The 16,381-nt window shown below is 64.7% G+C and carries 11 protein-coding genes; 3 read left to right on the top strand and 8 right to left on the bottom strand.

Annotated features, from left to right (window positions below; all coding sequences use genetic code 11):
• Window positions 1-66: 66 nt before the first annotated feature.
• The 6 genes from FA85_RS16050 to grxD form a co-directional block, all read right to left on the bottom strand.
• Window positions 67-3,417 carry a TonB-dependent receptor gene (locus tag FA85_RS16050; protein ID WP_036114965.1) on the bottom strand — a complete coding sequence of 1,117 codons (3,351 nt, stop codon included), beginning with the start codon at window positions 3,415-3,417 and terminating at the stop codon, window positions 67-69.
• A gap of 698 nt (window positions 3,418-4,115) precedes the next feature.
• Window positions 4,116-6,578, bottom strand: coding sequence for a TonB-dependent receptor (locus FA85_RS16045; RefSeq protein ID WP_036114967.1), 2,463 nt, complete (start codon window positions 6,576-6,578; stop codon window positions 4,116-4,118).
• A gap of 579 nt (window positions 6,579-7,157) precedes the next feature.
• Window positions 7,158-8,864, bottom strand: coding sequence for a bifunctional ornithine lipid synthase OlsF (olsF, locus tag FA85_RS16040; RefSeq protein WP_036114970.1), 1,707 nt, complete (start codon window positions 8,862-8,864; stop codon window positions 7,158-7,160).
• 211 nt (window positions 8,865-9,075) lie between these two features.
• Window positions 9,076-9,672 (bottom strand): YhgN family NAAT transporter, encoded by a 597-nt coding sequence (locus tag FA85_RS16035; protein WP_036118129.1) that lies wholly within the window; start codon window positions 9,670-9,672, stop codon window positions 9,076-9,078.
• A 33-nt stretch (window positions 9,673-9,705) separates the two neighbouring features.
• The gene (locus tag FA85_RS16030; RefSeq protein ID WP_036114971.1) at window positions 9,706-10,479 is read right to left on the bottom strand and encodes an SDR family NAD(P)-dependent oxidoreductase; all 774 of its coding nucleotides are present in this window, start codon (window positions 10,477-10,479) and stop codon (window positions 9,706-9,708) included.
• A complete protein-coding gene (gene grxD, locus FA85_RS16025) occupies window positions 10,476-10,799 on the bottom strand; it encodes a Grx4 family monothiol glutaredoxin (protein WP_036114973.1) in 324 nt (107 codons plus the stop codon). Before grxD ends, FA85_RS16030 begins: the two co-directional genes overlap by 4 nt.
• Window positions 10,800-10,906: 107 nt before the next feature.
• Between grxD and FA85_RS16020 the strand changes: the two genes are divergently transcribed.
• Window positions 10,907-11,485 carry a superoxide dismutase gene (locus tag FA85_RS16020; protein ID WP_036114975.1) on the top strand — a complete coding sequence of 193 codons (579 nt, stop codon included), beginning with the start codon at window positions 10,907-10,909 and terminating at the stop codon, window positions 11,483-11,485.
• Between the two features lie 442 nt (window positions 11,486-11,927).
• Here FA85_RS16020 and FA85_RS16015 read toward each other — a convergent pair whose 3' ends face one another.
• Entirely contained in the window at window positions 11,928-13,082 is a 1,155-nt protein-coding gene (locus tag FA85_RS16015) for a 5-(carboxyamino)imidazole ribonucleotide synthase (protein WP_036114978.1), read from the bottom strand.
• Window positions 13,079-13,594: a 5-(carboxyamino)imidazole ribonucleotide mutase gene (purE, locus tag FA85_RS16010; RefSeq protein ID WP_036114980.1), complete on the bottom strand. Its 516-nt coding sequence runs from the start codon at window positions 13,592-13,594 to the stop codon at window positions 13,079-13,081. The genes FA85_RS16015 and purE overlap by 4 nt, the downstream gene beginning before the upstream one ends.
• Window positions 13,595-13,665: 71 nt before the next feature.
• Here purE and FA85_RS16005 point away from each other — a divergent pair, with 71 nt between their 5' ends.
• Both FA85_RS16005 and FA85_RS16000 read left to right on the top strand, forming a co-directional pair.
• Window positions 13,666-13,956, top strand: a complete 291-nt coding sequence (locus FA85_RS16005; protein ID WP_036114983.1) for a Trm112 family protein — start codon at window positions 13,666-13,668, stop codon at window positions 13,954-13,956.
• A 76-nt stretch (window positions 13,957-14,032) separates the two neighbouring features.
• Window positions 14,033-16,294 carry a DUF1631 domain-containing protein gene (locus FA85_RS16000; protein ID WP_036114986.1) on the top strand — a complete coding sequence of 754 codons (2,262 nt, stop codon included), beginning with the start codon at window positions 14,033-14,035 and terminating at the stop codon, window positions 16,292-16,294.
• Window positions 16,295-16,381: the final 87 nt, after the last annotated feature.

Here is a 16,381-nt window from a genome sequence, read left to right as displayed (position 1 = left end):
GCGGCGCAAAAAAAGGCCGGCACCCTCACGGGTACCGGCCTCGGGATCGAGCAGCGAGTCCTTCGCTTAGAACGTGTACCTGACGGTCAGCATGGCGGACCAACGCGAGACCGGGTTGACCTTGGTCGCGCTGTTGTCGGTCGGGGCGTCATACACCGCCTTCGTGCCCGGCTGGTAGTTGCCGTTGGCGTCGGTCGGCAGGTTGTAGATGTACTTGCCCGTGGCCGGATCCACGCCGCCGAAGGCCGCGAAGTTACGGGTGTACGGGAAGCCGACGTACGACTGCTGGCCCCAGTCCTTGTTAACCAGGTTCAGGAAGTTGTAGACGTCGAGACGGATCTCGCCCTTGTTGCCCTTGAAGATGCCCGGGATTTCCTGGCTGATGCCGAGGTCGATCTGGTTGACCCAGGCGGCCTTGGTGGCATTACGGCCGGCGATCTTGCCCTGACGCTTACGCAGGTAGTTGTCGTCCTGGATGTACTGGTAGAACTGGTCCTGCAGCTGCTGCGAGGCGCCCGCCGTGCCGGCCGCGTTACGCAGAATCACGTCGCCACGGTTCGGGATGTAGGCCAGGTCACGCGAGTAGCTGTCGCCGTTGGCATCGTTCGAGAACACCCAGCTGTACGGCACGCCGTCATGACCGTCGTAGAACGCGCTGATGGTCGTGGCGTAGTCGCCGAAGAACTTGTGCTGCCACGTCAGCGACGCGTTGAGGCGCTTGCCGATGTTGGTGTTCGACGTCGACGCGATGTCTTCGTTCGGGTTGGTCCACGCGTTGTTCGAGTAGTTCGAGCTGGCCTGGCTGGAGGTGCCCGGATTGACTTCCGTGGCGTGGCCGCCGGTGGCCGACACGCTCCACGCCCAGCCGTTCTCCATCGCCTTGCTGAACGACAGGGTGACCGAGTCCGCCTTGCCCTTCGAGGTGTTGGTCAGGTAGGTAACGGCCTGGGCGAAGCGGTTGTCCGAACGCGAGCGAGCCGTGTTGGTCGTGCTCCCCGCGGAAGGCGCGCCCGCCGGGAACGCCGCACAGTTACGGCCGGTGGCGCCGCCGACGGCCTGCGCACCGCCGATGCAACCGAAGTACGTGTTGCGACCGTCCGGCAGGATACCCGTCGGATTACCGATGTTGAGGTTCTGATAGAAGATGCCGTCGCGCGTATCGAGATGCTGCCATTCGATGCTCGCGATGATGCCATCCCACGGCAGTTCACGATCGAACGCCAGCGACGACTTCCACACGCTCGGAAGCTGGAAGTCCTTGTCGACGGTATCGACCGCCATCTGCGGAACCGTGCCCGCGCCGCTCGTGTTCTGAGCGAGCGGATTCGCGCTGAACGCCGGGCAGGGAATGGCTGGGCCATTGCCGAGCGTGCAGTTGTTACCCTGACGGTTGTACGAGTAGGTAACGATGTTGATACCGTTGTTCTGGTACGGGTTGGTCATCCACACGGTCGGCGGATCGGACTGGAACAGGCCGACGCCACCGCGCAGCTGAGTCTTGTATTCGCTGTCGAAGGTGTAGTTGAACGACAGACGCGGCTCGACGAGCTGGCTGCCATTGATGGTGCTGGCATTGCTGAAGCCGTACTTCGACGCGAACGTCGCGTTGTAGAGCGGCTTGTCGTCGGTCAGGTACTTGTTGACGCGCACACCGAACTGCACCGAGAGGTTGTCGCTCGCCTGCCAGGTATCCTGCAGGAAGAACGTGTTGCGACGCAGTTCCCACTGAGCCGCGATGTCGTTGAGCGAATAGCCCGGCGCCGGCTGGTACAGCGAATAGTTGGTGTAGCGACCGGCGGCGAGGTTGGCGTAACCGTCGTAGAGGTACGAACCGAACTCGGTACGACCGAACAGGTTGTAGATACGGTTACGTTCCCACTCGAAACCACCCTTGATCGTGTGGTCGCCGAGGTACAGGGTGCCCGCCCACATGGCGTTCAGCGTCTTCACCGACGCCGAGTTGTAGTGGCTGAACTGGTCTTCGCCGAGGTAGACCGACGGACCCGACGTGCCGACGCCCTGATTCAGGCGAACCTGGACCATCGGCTGCTGCTGATCGACCGAACGGTTCAGCGAGTAATCGCTGTAGCCGACCTTGGCCTCCGACGAGAACACGTCGTTCCAGTCGTCGAACGACTGCAGCGTGTAATTCTTGATGTCGGTATTGACGGTGTACCAGTAGCTCGAGAGACCGACGCTGTTGGTCGAGTTGCCCTGCGGATTGGGCTTGACTTCCTTGGTACGCGAGTACGCAAGGTTCATGCGGTGACCGTCAGTGATGTTCCAGTCGATCTTGGCGATGTAACGCTTGTCGGTCAGGGTACCGGCGTTCGCGCCGGTCGTGCCGGGCGAAAGACCACGACCGGTGGCGGCGGCGATGGTGCGGTCGAGATCCGTCTGCGAGATCTTGTTGGCCGTGGAAAAGCCGGTCAGCGTCGGGTCGAGGCCGGTGACGGCGCCCGAGCTGAGGCCCGTGACTTCTTCCTTCTCATAACCGGCGAAGAAGAAGAGCTTGTCCTTGATGATCGGACCGCCGACGGTGGCACCCGCCGTCCAGTTGCGGTCGAACTCGGTGTAGTCCTTGCCGCGGTCGAGCCAGCCGGCTTCGCCGACCATGCTGCTCGCGTTCTTGAAGCCGTAGTACGCCGAACCGTGGAAGTCGTTGGTACCCGACTTGGTGACGGCGTTGATTTCCGCACCGATGGTGTCGGAGCCGACGTCATAGTTGGCGGTGGAGATGTTGAACGAGTCGATCGTGTCCATCGACACCGGCGAGCCGACGGTCGGCATGCCGGTGGAGTTCAGACCGAACGGGTCGCCGACGCCCAGACCGTCGACCTTGATCGAGTTCAGACGGGTGTTCTGGCCGTTGGCCGAGATCGCGCCGGTGCCGTGGTCGACATTGACGCGCGGATCGAGACGCGCGATGTCCGCGATGTTGCGGCTCGGCGACGGGGTGTTCTTCAGCTGCTGCTGCGAGATGTTCGTGCCCAGACCCTTGTTCTCCGAAGAGAACTGGCCCGACACGGCCGACACGGTGACCGCATCCAGCGCGGTCGCGTCAGCCGCGTTGGCGGCGGCGCCGGCGCTAAGGTTGACCGAGGTGTCCGAACCCAGCTGCAGGTAGACGTTGTCCTGGCGGGCCGACGGCGTGCCGTCCTTGGTGGCGGTGACGTCGAACGGGCCGCCGACGCGCAGACCCTGGGCCGAATAACGGCCGCTGGCGTCCGTGGTGGTCGTCTTCGTCGTGCCCGACGGCTCGTGGACGATGACGACGGTAGCGTTGGCCACCGGCTGACCGGCGGCGTCGAGCACGCGACCGCTGATCGTGGAGGACGTTTCCTGCGCAAATGCAGGTGCCGCGAAGAGCGAGGCGATCGCCAGCGGCAGGAGTTTGGCGCGGATTCGGCTATTCATCTAATGGTCGACCCTGTGGCTTGCAACGAAAAAAGTTTTTGCCAAACGAAGGGCGGCTCGGCCGGAGCCGGGCGGTGCGATTCGCTTGAGCTTTCCCCAATCTGTGGCTGTGTCGTCTCGTGTGACCCGGTTCACATCCTTGCGACCGGTGGCGACAGTTGTTAAGCCAACTTTAACGGCATTGTATGACAGATTTGTAACGTTTTCACGCCAGTTTGATAAATACCACTTTTTCCTAGCCAGGCCGTTTTGTCGTCTAACTTGCCGTTTTTGGTCGATATTTATTTTTCAAAGGCAGGTTACGCGAGCTTCGTGTAAGAACCACTACAGCCGGTCGCAACGAATCGCGGTCATGTGAGTCGCAACAACACGTGGGCGCGTCGTGGATTGTCACGATCCAAATCGCGAAACGCTGCGGTATCCGGCCCAACACGAGGCCAACCGGACCATGTAGGAGCGCGCCCTGCGCGCGACCGAGGTGTCGACGGCACCGGTCGCGCGCAGGGCGCGCTCCTACAAAAAGCCGAATCCGGCGCCCGGGGGAAAGCCGAATCGTGCGATCGGAGAAAAGCCGTATCGGGCAAGCGGGGAGACGCCGGAACGGTGCAAACGCCGGGCAAAAAAAATCGCCCCTCTTTCGAGGGGCGATCGTCGTGTCGCTGAGAAGGGAGGGCGGTATCGCCCTCCCCCGGCTTTCGTCAGAAGAACGAAGCGCCGACCGTGACCATGAACGTGCGGTCCTGCAGCACCGAGTAGTACGGCGCCGAGGTGAACAGCGTGGTGCCGTTCGCGTCCTTGATCTTGTTGGGGTTGCTGGCGAGGAAGGCGCCGGCGTTGCTGGCATACGTGAGCGCCTGACGGTTGGTCAGGTTGTACACGTTGATCTTGATGAAGGGCTTGCGGAACGTGGTCGAGAAATCCGGGAAATCCCAGCCCGCGTTGAGGTTGAGCGTGGTGTAACCGCCGACTTTCTCGGTGTTCGACCAGTCACCCCAGATCGCGCCCTGGTACTTCGCGTTCAGCGCAGCCCAGAACGGGCCGTTCTTGTAGTTCAGCGCGACGTAGGCCGCATTGCGCGGAGCATTCAGCAGGGTCTTGCCCTTGGTGTAATAGATGCCGTCGCCCAGCGAGTCGAGGTTGTCTTCCATGCGCGACTGCAGGTAGGTGTAGTTGGCGTACACCGACCAGTTTTCGTCGAACTTGAAGCTACCCTCGAGGCTCATGCCGCGGTTGTGCACCTTGCCCAGCTGCGTGTAAACGCTGAGGCCGGTGACCTCGTCGTAGCCCGACACCTGCTTGTTGTTGAAGTTGGCCGCGAACGCGTCGACGCTGAGCGACGCGCGCTCACCGTAATAACGCCAGCCGAGGTCGGCGCTGGTCGACGACTCCGGCTTGTTCGGCAACGCGCCGGCGTTGGCCGTGCCATAGCCGTACAGCGAGTTGCTCAGTACCGCGCCGTTGATCGGCGCACGGAAGGTCTTGCCGATGCCGAAATACAGCTGGTTCTCGTCGTTGAGCTGGTACTTGGCGCCCGCCGTCGGCGTCCACTTGTGGAAGGTGTCCACCGGTGACGAACCGTAACCGACGTTGGTCGGGGTGACGGTGACCTTGCCGGCGGCATTGATCGCACCGGCCGAGCCGGGGAATTCCGCCACTTCGCCATCACGCTTGGACCAGATGTACGCCACGCTGCCGGTCAGGGTCAGCTTGTCGGTCGGGTTCCAGTTGTCCGTCACGAACGCCTTGGCGTTGGTGGTCGTCGTGTACTGGCTGTACGCCTTCTGCGTGCTGCCGTCCGGGTACTTGATGCGCGAGCCCTTCTCGGCCCACGTATCGATCGGCACGCCGGTGGCGTAGTCGACCGGGACGAAGACCTGACCCTGGCTCTGACGCGGACGCTCGGCCCACACGCCGTATTCCAGGCTGTTGCTGTCCGAGAGATCCTGATTGAACTTGGCGATGATGCCCGGACGGTAGGTCGTCGAGTAGCTGTACGAGTTGACCAGCTGCGTGCCGCTGATCTTGCCGTCGCCGTTGAGGTCGTACGGCACCGACTTGTAGTAGTTACCGGTGGCGAGCGGGTTCTCGGTGAACGTGGAGCCGGAACCGCCGCCGCCCAGGCCGTACTGGAAGTACGGGACCACGGACAGGCGCAGGTTGTCGGACAGGGTGAACTCTCCGTCCAGGCTGGCCAGGTAGTTACGGAACGGGTTCTGGTGAAGCGCGTAGTAGTTGCTGCTGGTGCTGCCCGGCGTGTAAGTGCCGAGGTAGCTCTGCTTATAGTCAGCAGCCGCCTGTGCCTTGGTCAGCGACTCGTAGTTGGTCTTCACTTCGCGGTTGTACTGCACCGAGAAGGTCACCGAGTTCTTGTCGTCGATGCGCCAGACCGACTTCTCGTCGACCTTGGTCACCTTCGACTTACCGCGGCCGCGCCACAGGTTGGTCTCGTTGTCCGAGTACGACAACCAAGAACGCACCGGACCGATGTCACCGGTGTTCAGACGAATGAAGGTGCGGTGGTAGCTGTTGCTGCCGCCCGACTGTGCGACGTCCAGACCCGCCGTGTGCGACGGATCGACCGTCACCCACGCGATCGAGCCACCGGCCGCGCCCGAGATAGGGGTGCTGTTATCCGGAAAACCCTGCTGCACGGTCACGTCGCCCATGTTCTCGGCGTCGCCGTACTCCGAGGCGTAGATCTTGTAGTTGCCGCTGTCGTTGATCGGCGCACCGTTGACGGTGACGCCCACCTCGTCGAGACCGAAGCCGCGGACCGAGGCGTTACCGTCGTTCAGACCGGTGTAGTCATCGGTGGACGACACGACGCCCGGGATCGAGTCGATGGCCTGGGTGAAGTTGACGCCGGGCGCCGCCTGAATGATGGCATCGCGGGAAACCGTGGACACGGCCTTCGGTGCGTCCTGGATCGACATCAGACCACCGCCGAGCGACAGCGAGTCGGCCTTCACCTGCACGGCTTCCATCGCCTGTGATGCGCGACGCGTAGCGTTGTCATTGGAGGTGTTGGACGTGCTGGTCGCCGTGGCGCGCTGGCTCTGCGTGCTGCTGGCCTGGGTGCTCTGGGCGTCCTGGGCCGAAGCGGCGCCGGTGGCCACAAGAAGGGTCAAGGCGATCGCGGCCGAGAGTGAGTTACGGGTCATCGCAGTTTCCTGAAAGAACGTGGTTTTGAGGGTGAAATCGTGAGTTCGCGCCGCACACCCCTCGTGCGCGTCGCGGCAGTCAAGCCAAAAGCCTTCCCTGACGAGCCTCTTATGAGGCCGTTATTTAATTTCCGCGTTTATGCAGTTAATACCCTGATCGTAAATAAGTTCGATTATTTCTCTTCGATATTTATTACGATCGCCGCAAGAAAAAACGTTTTGACCGGCCACAGCGAATCGCCCACTTCAATGAGCGGGACGAAAGGAAACGACCGGATTGGGGAGCCTTCAGAGCCGTTGCGCACCAAGCGCCGCGACCGGAGCGCTAAGCCTCACCTTAGCCTCACATAATGACAGTTTAGCGATTATCTGACCTTTTTTTACAGATCGGGAATAGGCATTTTTCCAGCGCGGCAAATCAGCGCGGCCATCACCCCGTAACCCCGGCTAACTATTACCCCGCGCCACCTTGTAGGAGCCAGCCCTGCTGGCGACAGCCAACGAAGCAAAGAAGCAGCCACAAAAAAACCGCCCAGTCTCCCAAGCGGTTCTCCAGGCGACGTTCGCAAGAGGACCCAGTCAGCCCTTCCCCAGATACCTCGACCGCTTCGCCGGCTTCAGCGACGCCAGATCCAGCATCACGAGTCCATCCACGCAACCGGCGAAGTCCGGGTCCTCACCGAAGGCGAGGAACTGCACGCCCGTCGGCTCCACCAGATCGACGTACTGACGGTAGAGCACCGGCAAGGTGACACCCAGGGCATCGAGGCGATGCTTGAGGCGGCCCAGGCCGCTCACCGGATCCAGTCCCTCGAGCTCCGCGCGCACCGACTCGATGGTGGACTGCGGGATCACGAACGGCTGGCGGGCCGCCGCGAGCCCCTGCACACCGAAGAAATGCTGGTGGGCGGCAGCGATCCACTCACGCGCCTCGCGCGGCATGCTGACCGACATGCTCACCGGACCGAACAGGTAACGCACGTCGGCATGGCGCTGCAGGTACAGGCCGATGCCCTGCCACAGCTGATCCAGCGCACGTGAGCGCCAGTAAGCGGGAGCGATGAAGCTGCGGCCAAGCTCGAGGCCCTGCGCCAGACGCGATTCCAGCGCCGGAGAGTAATCGAACAGGCTCGACGTATAGAGCGAGGTCATGCCGCGCTCGGCGATCAGGCGACCGCCGTGACCGAAGCGATACGCACCCACGATGCGCAACGCCTTGGCGTCCCACAACACCAGGTGCTCGTAGTACGGATCGTAGGCATCGAGGTCACGGCGCTTGCCGGTGCCCTCGCCCACGCGACGGAAGGTGAGCTCACGCAGGCGCCCGATCTCGCGCAGCGCGTAACTGTCGGGCGAACCTTGCAGCAGCAGGATGCGTTTGCCATCCGCCAGCTCGGCCAGCAGTTCGGCCTTGTCCAGCTCCGCCGCGACGCGCTCGACGGGCTCCGGATGCGCCAGCGGGGTCTGCCCGCCGAAGACCAGATCGCGGCCGCGGCCGACACGGTAAACGTGGCGGCGCATGAGTTTGGCGGCCTGCTCGGCCGACCCACCACTGACCTGCTTGAGTTCGTCGGCATCGACCAGCTTGCCGATGCGGAAGGTCACGCGCTGGTGGCCCGACGTGGCTTCGCGCGGAAGCATGGCGGTGCTCAGCGGCTTGGCCAGCATCGACAGGCCGTAGAAAGCGACGGAGTTGCGCGCGGCGATGTGCACCGGCAGCACGGGCACGCCGGACTTCATCGCGATGCGCGCGAAGCCATCCGACCATTTGCCGTCACGCACGCCGGAGGGACCGACACGCGACACTTCGCCCGCCGGGAACATGACCAGCACTTCGCCGGCCTGGATGGCGCGGAAGACGTTGCGCATGCGCGACGCCGAGCCCTTGCCGAAGACGTCGACCGGCAGCAGCAGCGGGCCCAGCTGCGGTACGGCAGCCAGTACGTCGTTGCCGAGAATGCGGACATCGCGGCGCACCGAGCCGATCATCTGCAGCAGCGCGATCGCGTCGACCATGCCCAGCGGATGGTTGGCGACGACGATCAGCGGGCCTTCGACCGGAATGTTCTCGCGCTCTCGCTCCGTGATGCGACAGCTGACCCCGAGATAGTCGAGGGTGCGTTCGCAGAAGTCGAAGCCCAGGGCGGCGCCGGCGTGATCCAGCGTCTTGTTGAAGCGGGTCTCGTGCGCCAGCTTTTCCAGCATGCCGACGAGCGGCTTGCGGATAAGCGGGTGCTGGGCCAGCCAGGGCAGACGTTCCTGGAGGGTCTGATCGATGCTCAGCATGACTTAGGCTCCCTTGACGTCGAACGGATCAAACCGAACGGGGCCGGTGCGCAGTCGTGGTTTCTCATAAGCCTTCGAACGTCCTCAGCTGCCCCTCGTCAGGGCCATCGACGCATGCCCCGGACGGACCGCGCCCGTCCCGTGCATGCTCGCGGGCAATTATGACAGCAACCCTACCGCCGCGTACGTTCCTGCGACAATGGGCGGAAGGTCACACGGCAATGTGCAGGTAGGCGGACAGCCCGGTCAGGAACATCTGCACCGACAAGGCGATCAGCAGCATGCCCATCAGCCGCTCCAGCGCGGTCAGGACGCTCTCGCCCAGCCACTTGAACAGGAAGGTGGAGCTGAGCAGGATCACCGAGGTGGCGAGCCAGGCCAGGAACAGAGCGATGCCCCACTCCGCTGTACGGCCCGGCTGGGAGTTGGTCAGCAACAACAGCGCCGCCATGGCCGACGGACCCGCGACACCGGGGATCGCCATCGGCACTATGAAGGGCTCACCCTCGCCCGGCTTGCCGAATACGCCACCTTCCACCGGCGGGAAGACCATGCGGATGCCGATCAGGAACAGCACGATGCCGCCACCGATGCTCACCGACTCCTGGCGCAGCTGCAGCACTTTGAGGATGTACTGGCCGCCCAACAGGAAGCCGATCAGCACGCCGAGGGCAATGAGCAGTTCGCGCACCATCACCTTGCGGCGGCGCTGGGGGGGCACATCCTTGAGCAGGGCCAGGAACAACGGGATGTTGCCCAGGGGGTCCATGATCAGGAAAAGCAGGATGCCCGCGGACAACGTCGTCATCTGCGCTTCCATGGGGTAACTCCTATAACGCGGTCAGTGGGTCGGGCGAAGATCGAGTACGGTGCCGCGGGTTTCCGCCCCGGCACCGGAAAGAAGGTAGACGATGGCCTCCGCCGACGCGGTCGGCATGGGCTTGTCGAGGGTGTTTTCGCCGAAGTACGCGGCGCGGCGCAGGGCCGTGCGCATCGGCGGCGGCAGCACGGCATGCACGCGCAGGGCGCCGCGCGCGTTCTCCGCATGGAGCACCGACGCCATGCGCTCGACCGCCGCCTTGGACACGCCGTAGCCGCCCCAATGGGCGCGGGAAAGCAGGTCCGGGTCGTCGAGCACGAAGACCACCGCACTGTCCCCGGCCTTGCCCAGCAGGGGCATGCAGGCCTGGGTCAGCGCGAACGGCGCCGAGACGTTGACCTGCATCGCGCGCAGCCAGTCGTCCGGCTTGTGCATGGCGATCGGCGTCAGTTCGTTGAAGTGCGCGGCGGCATGCACGATGCCGTCCAGGCGACCGAATTCCTTCTCGACGCCGTCGGCCAGCGACGCGTAGTCAGCCGGCGTGGCGCTTTCGAGATCCAGCGGATGGATCACCGGCTCGGTACCGCCGAGCGCGACCAGCTCGTCATAAAGCTTCTCGAGCGCACGCACCTTGCGGCCCGTGATCACGACGGAGGCGCCAGCGCGGATCGCCGCCTTCGCCGTCTCGCCGCCAAGGCCGCCCGTGGCACCGGTGATCACCAGCACACGACCCGCGAGCAGGCCCGGCGCGGGAGACCAGTCGTCAGGAAGACGCGTTGACGGCAACGGACTCACGAATCGGCTCCGGCGACGTCGGCCGCCATGCGCTTGAGTTCACCGGCCGAATGCAGGTCTTCCACGATGTCGCAGCCGCCGATGAATTCGCCCAGCAGGAACAGCTGCGGGAAGGTCGGCCAGTTCGAGTAATGCGGCAGCCCCGCACGGATGCGCGGATCGGCCAGGACGTTGACCGGAAAGAAGACCGCACCCGCGGCGTCGAGCGCTTTCACGGCGCGATCGGAGAAGCCGCAGGTAGGGAATTCCGGCGTGCCTTTCATGAAAAGCACGATCGGATGGGCCGCCACGATGGCCTTGATCTCGTCTACGACGTCCATAGGTCGGGTTTCATCATTAGAATGCGATTAGTTGCGTAGTGTAGCAGTGTGGGCCCCGCGCCCCTCGCCACGCCCTTTCCCCCCAGCCACCGCTAAGGAGTCCCGCTATGGCGTTCGAACTTCCCCCGCTCCCTTATGAAAAGAATGCCCTGGAGCCGCACATCTCCGCTGAAACGCTGGAGTTCCATTACGGCAAGCACCACCAGACCTATGTCACGAACCTCAACAACCTGATCAAGGGCACCGAGTTCGAAGGCAAGAGCCTGGAAGAGATCGTCAAGTCGTCCTCGGGCGGCATCTTCAACAACGCCGCCCAGGTGTGGAACCACACCTTCTACTGGAACTCGATGCGCGCCCCCGGCGGCGCCGAGCCGCCGGCCAAGCTCGCCGACGCGCTGACCAAGGCCTTCGGTGGCGTCGACAAGTTCAAGGAAGAGTTCGCCAAGCAGGCCGCCGGCAACTTCGGTTCGGGCTGGACCTGGCTGGTGCAGCGTCCGGATGGCTCGCTGGCCATCGTCAACACGTCCAACGCCGCTACCCCGATCACCGGCAGCGACAAGCCGCTGTTCACGGCGGACGTGTGGGAGCACGCCTATTACATCGATTACCGCAACGCGCGTCCGAAGTACCTGGAAGCGTTCTGGAATCTGGTGAACTGGGACTTCGCGGCCAAGAATCTCGCCTGAGGTTTCCTTCAGCTGCTCAATGAAAAGGCTGGGTCGTTCAGACCTGGCCTTTTTTGTTTGCTGCTTTGAGGGCTCGGCTTCGCCATCGCGCTTGGCTTGCCGCGTTCGCGCGGTACGAGCAAGAGCCGGCGGGTGTGACCCTCGAGGCCGGTAGCCGCAGGCGAGGGCTTCGACTGGACAAGGCCGCGAAGCGGGGCCGGTCAGGGATGACCGGCCGTTTTCGGGGAGGCAGGGACAGCCGACTCGAAAACCCCCAGGCGAAGCCCGACCCGGCCGAAGGCCATTGATACACGGCCGCGGTAGCGGCCCTTCCCTGAGGGGTCGCCGCAGGCGTGGCCTCGAGGGTCACACCCGCCGGCTCTTACCGCGACACCGAACGCTCGCGACAAAGCCAAACGCGAGGGCGAAGCCGAGCCCGACCACACCCAAACGCCCTAACCAATCACCCGAGCAGTTCAACAGCCGGAGCTACCTGACTCTCCCGTCCAAGGCCGACACCGACTTCGGCCAGCTTCGCCCGCAAGCTGCCGGCATCCGAAGCGCACAGCGTCGCATGGCCCACCTTGCGGCCCGGGCGAGCCTCTTTACCGTAGTCATGCCAATGGCCATCGGCCACGGAAAGCACCGGCGCCGGATCCGGCATGTCGCCGATCCAGTTCAGCATCGCACTCGCGCCGCGCACACCGGTGTCACCCAGCGGGAGGCCGAGCACCGCACGGATGTGGTTTTCGAACTGGCTCGTGTGCGCGCCTTCGATCGTCCAGTGGCCGGAGTTGTGCACGCGGGGCGCCATCTCGTTGCCAAGCAGGTCGCCGCCGCGGACGAACAGCTCCAGCGCGAAGACTCCGACGTAATCGAGCTTCTCGGCGATGGCGTGGGCATGCGCCGTGGCCGCCTGCTCCAGCTCGTCGGACGTACCCGGCGCGGGAGCGAGGCTCAGCGAGAGCACGCCGTCGACATGCCAGTTGCGCGTCAGCGGCCAGGCGCGGAACGAGCCATCGCGGCCACGCACCGCCACCACCGACAGCTCGCGATCGAACGGAACGAAGGCTTCCAGAATCAGCCCGTGCTTACCCGCCGCTTCACCCAGGGCGGCCCAGGCCGCGTCGATGTCGTCGGCCGTCTTCAGACGGAACTGGCCCTTGCCGTCGTAACCGAGCCGACGGGTCTTGAGAATGGCCGGGGCGCCGATACGGGCCACCGCGCGGACCAGGTCCTCTCGGGTGTCGACCGTTTCGAACTCGGGCGTGTCCAGGCCGGTCTCACGGAACAGCGTCTTCTCGCTGAGACGATCCTGCGCCACGGCGAGCGCACGCGGATTGGGGAAGACGTCGACCAGCCCGGCCAGACGCTCGGCGGCGGCGGCGGGAACGTTCTCGAAATCGAAGGTGACGACGTCGACCCGCCGGGCGAAATCAGCCAGCGCGGCGTCGTCGGACCAGTCGGCGACGATCAGTTCGGCCACCTGGCCGGCGCAGGCGTCGGACGTACCGTCGACCACCAGCGTGCGGATGCCGAGGGGTGCCGCGGCAAGGGTCAGCATGCGCGCCAGCTGCCCGCCGCCGAGGATGCCCACCGTGGGAAGCTTGCGGCTCACGAGCGCGGATCCGGGTTATCGAGGACGGTGCGGGTCTGATCGCTGCGGAACGTGTCGAGTGCCGTGGCGACGGACGGGTCGTGCAGCGCCAGGACCGAGGCGGCCAGCAGGGCGGCATTGGTCGCGCCGGCACGGCCGATCGCCAGGGTACCGACCGGGATACCGGCCGGCATCTGCGCGATCGAAAGCAGGGAATCCATACCGTTCAGCGCCTTGGACTGTACCGGCACCCCGAACACCGGCAGCGCGGTCTTGGCGGCGATCATGCCCGGCAGATGGGCGGCGCCACCGGCACCGGCGATGATCACCTGGATGCCACGGCCACGGGCCGCTTCGGCGTAGCTGAAAAGCAGGTCGGGGGTGCGGTGGGCGGAGACCACCTGGACCTCGTGGACGATGCCCAGACGGGACAGCGTGGCGGAGGCATGCTCCATCGTTTCCCAGTCCGATCGCGAGCCCATCACCACGCCCACGCGCGGCGCGCTCGCTTCGTTACCTTCGTTGGAAATCATGGCCCGGGCACCCAAAAGTCGCTATTGTAAGTGCATTCCCGATCTACAGGTTGGCCTCCGCGGCCGCTCTCATGGACAAGCGTCTCCTCGATATCCTCTGCTGCCCGGTCAGCAAGCGCCCCCTGCGTCCGCTGACGGCCGCCGAGCGCGACAACCTCAACGGCGCCATCCGCGCCGGCTCGGTCGACACCGTCGCCGGGGAAAAAGTGGCCGAGCCACTGACCGAAGGCCTGATCACCACCGACGGCCAGCTCGTCTACCGGGTCGAGGACGGCATCCCCGTCATGCTCCCCGAAGCGGGTATCGGCACCCTCCAGTTGACGGGCTTTACTCCGGAATCCGGTCTCGCGCAGAATCCGTGACGTCCGTCACAATTTAAAGCATTCGTTCCCGCACAATGGCCCCTCAGGCGGGGGCCGTTGAATCCAGAGATGCGCGATGAGTAACGCGAGCGAGCCGTCCAATGTGATCGATCTCAGCCAGCGCCTGGATCCGCGCAGCGAGAGTGTGGGCGCGCTTCTGGTCACGGTGCGTGGCCTGGCGACCAAGCGGCTGCACGCGCTGGCCACCAACATGTTCGAGAACATCGACGACGCTCTGTTCGATCTGGCCGAAAAGGCCGAGAACAACGCCGCGCAGACCCAGTTCTTCGACGGCATGCGTGAAGTGCGCAAGAAGCGCGCCATCGTCGAGCGCACCTTCCTGGGTCAGGTCGCCCGGGATCTGGCCGATTTTTCCGCCGGGCGCACGCGCGCACCCGATGCCGACGCCCACGCCCGCCCCCTCGCCAATATCGAGCTCAGCCTTGTCGGCGAAAACGAACTCGAGGAATCTCTCGCGATCACCAGCATGATCGGCAAGAACGAGCAGCGCCTTGCGCGCGCCCTCTTTGCCGTCAATCAGCGCCTGTCGGTGATCTGCGGCGGCGCCCGGATGGACGACGCGTCCAACCCGGTAGGCCCCGCCTCGCTGGCCGCCGCGTTCCGCCAGGCCATGCGCGAGCTGATGGTCGAGGTCCGGGTCAAGCTGATCATCTACAAGCTGTTCGATCGCTACGTGCTCGCCGGCATCGACGAGCTCTACGACGACATCAATAACGAGCTCGCCGCCGCGGGCGTCCTGCCGCAGCTGCGCCACGAGATCGTCACCCGTCGCAGCGATGCGCCCGCCCCGACGGGCCCGGCCTCGTCGGTGGTGGCCGCTCCGCAGGCGGCCGCACCGGTGACGGATGCCGCCGCGGCGGAGTTCATGCAGTCGCTGCACGCCATGTTCTCGGCGCGTCGCGGTACCACGGCCGGCACCGAGGGCTTCGCCGGAGGCGCTTCGATGCCTACCGGTCCCCTGCCCAGCGCAGCCGAGCTGCTCGGTGCGCTGACCCTGCTGCAGAGCCAGATCGCCGGCATGCCCGGGACTGCCGTGCCGATGGCGAGCCAGGCCGACGTCACGCGTGACGTCGCCCAGCTGAAGGAACAGCTGCTCGCGCAGATCGGCCAGCTGCGCGGTCAGCAGACCGCACACGTGTCGGGCGTGGACGAAGACACCATCGACCTCGTCGGCATGCTTTTCGAGTTCATCCTCGAAGATCACAACCTGCCGGCCGAGATGCAGGTCATGCTCGCGCGTCTGCAGATCCCCTACCTCAAGGTCGCGCTGCTCGACCGCCGGATGTTCGCGCACAAGTCGCACCCGGCGCGTCAGTTGCTCGACGCCCTGGCCGATGCGGCCAAGGGCTGGTCCGCCGAAGCCGATCGCGACGGCCGCCTGTTCGACAAGATCAAATCCATCGTCGAGCGGCTGCTGCATGACTTCGACGACGACGTCGCCGTCTTCAACCGTCTCGCGGCCGAGCTACAGGACTTCCTCGACATCAGCCGCAAGCGCGCGGAACTCGCCGAGCAGCGTGTCGCCGAATCCACCCGCGGTCGCGAGAAGCTCGAGCACGCGCGCCGCCGCGCCGCTCAGGAAATCGTCGGCCGCGTCGACGGTGCCGCGCTGCCGCCCCTGATCTACGGCGTGCTGACGCGGGCGTGGGCCAACTACATCGTGCTCACCCTCCTGCGTCAGGGCGAAGAAGCCCAGGAATTCCGCGACTCGCTGCGCTTCATCGACGATTTCATCGCCAGCGCGCGTCCGGTCTACGACCTCAACGGCCGACGCGACCTTCGGGCCATTCTGCCGTCGATCGAACGCTCGCTGCGTCGCGGTCTCGCCGCCGTCGCCTTTCAGGAGGCCGACACCGAGCAACTGCTCGCCCAGCTGCACGCGTTCTATCGCCAGCAGCTCGGCGAGTCCGTGCCGGAGACGGAATCGGGCACGCTCGTCACCAGCGTGATGCCCTTGCCCGAGGCCATCCAGGCGATCGAAGAACCAACGGTCGAACCGGAGCCCGAGGACGAATCGCTCCCTGACGAAGCCTTCGACGAGCGCAATCTCGCTCAGGCCCGTGAACTGAAAGTCGGCCAGTGGCTCGAGTTCACCGCCGAAGACGGCAGCACCGATCGCGCGAAGCTTTCGTGGGTCAGCCCGATCAGCGGCCGCTATCTCTTCGTCAACCGTCGCGGTCTGAAGGTCGCCGATCACAGCCTGGGCGGTCTCGCGCAGGCCTTCGCCAACGGCCACGCGCGCGTACTGGATTCGTCGATGCTGTTCGACCGTGCGATGGACGCGATCGTCGAGCGGCTGCGTACGCCCGAGGCCTAAGCCAGGGCCTGATCCGACCCGCGCGGGTTACACCGCGCGCGGGTCAGTCTTGATAAGGTAGCGCCCTCTTCCACGGACGCATCCTTC

It is taken from the genome of Luteibacter mycovicinus (genome assembly GCF_000745235.1).
GTDB classification, from domain to species: Bacteria; Pseudomonadota; Gammaproteobacteria; order Xanthomonadales; family Rhodanobacteraceae; genus Luteibacter; species Luteibacter mycovicinus.
The sequence above is the reverse complement of the archived record's forward strand: the minus strand, read 5'-3'. Positions and strand labels throughout refer to the sequence as shown.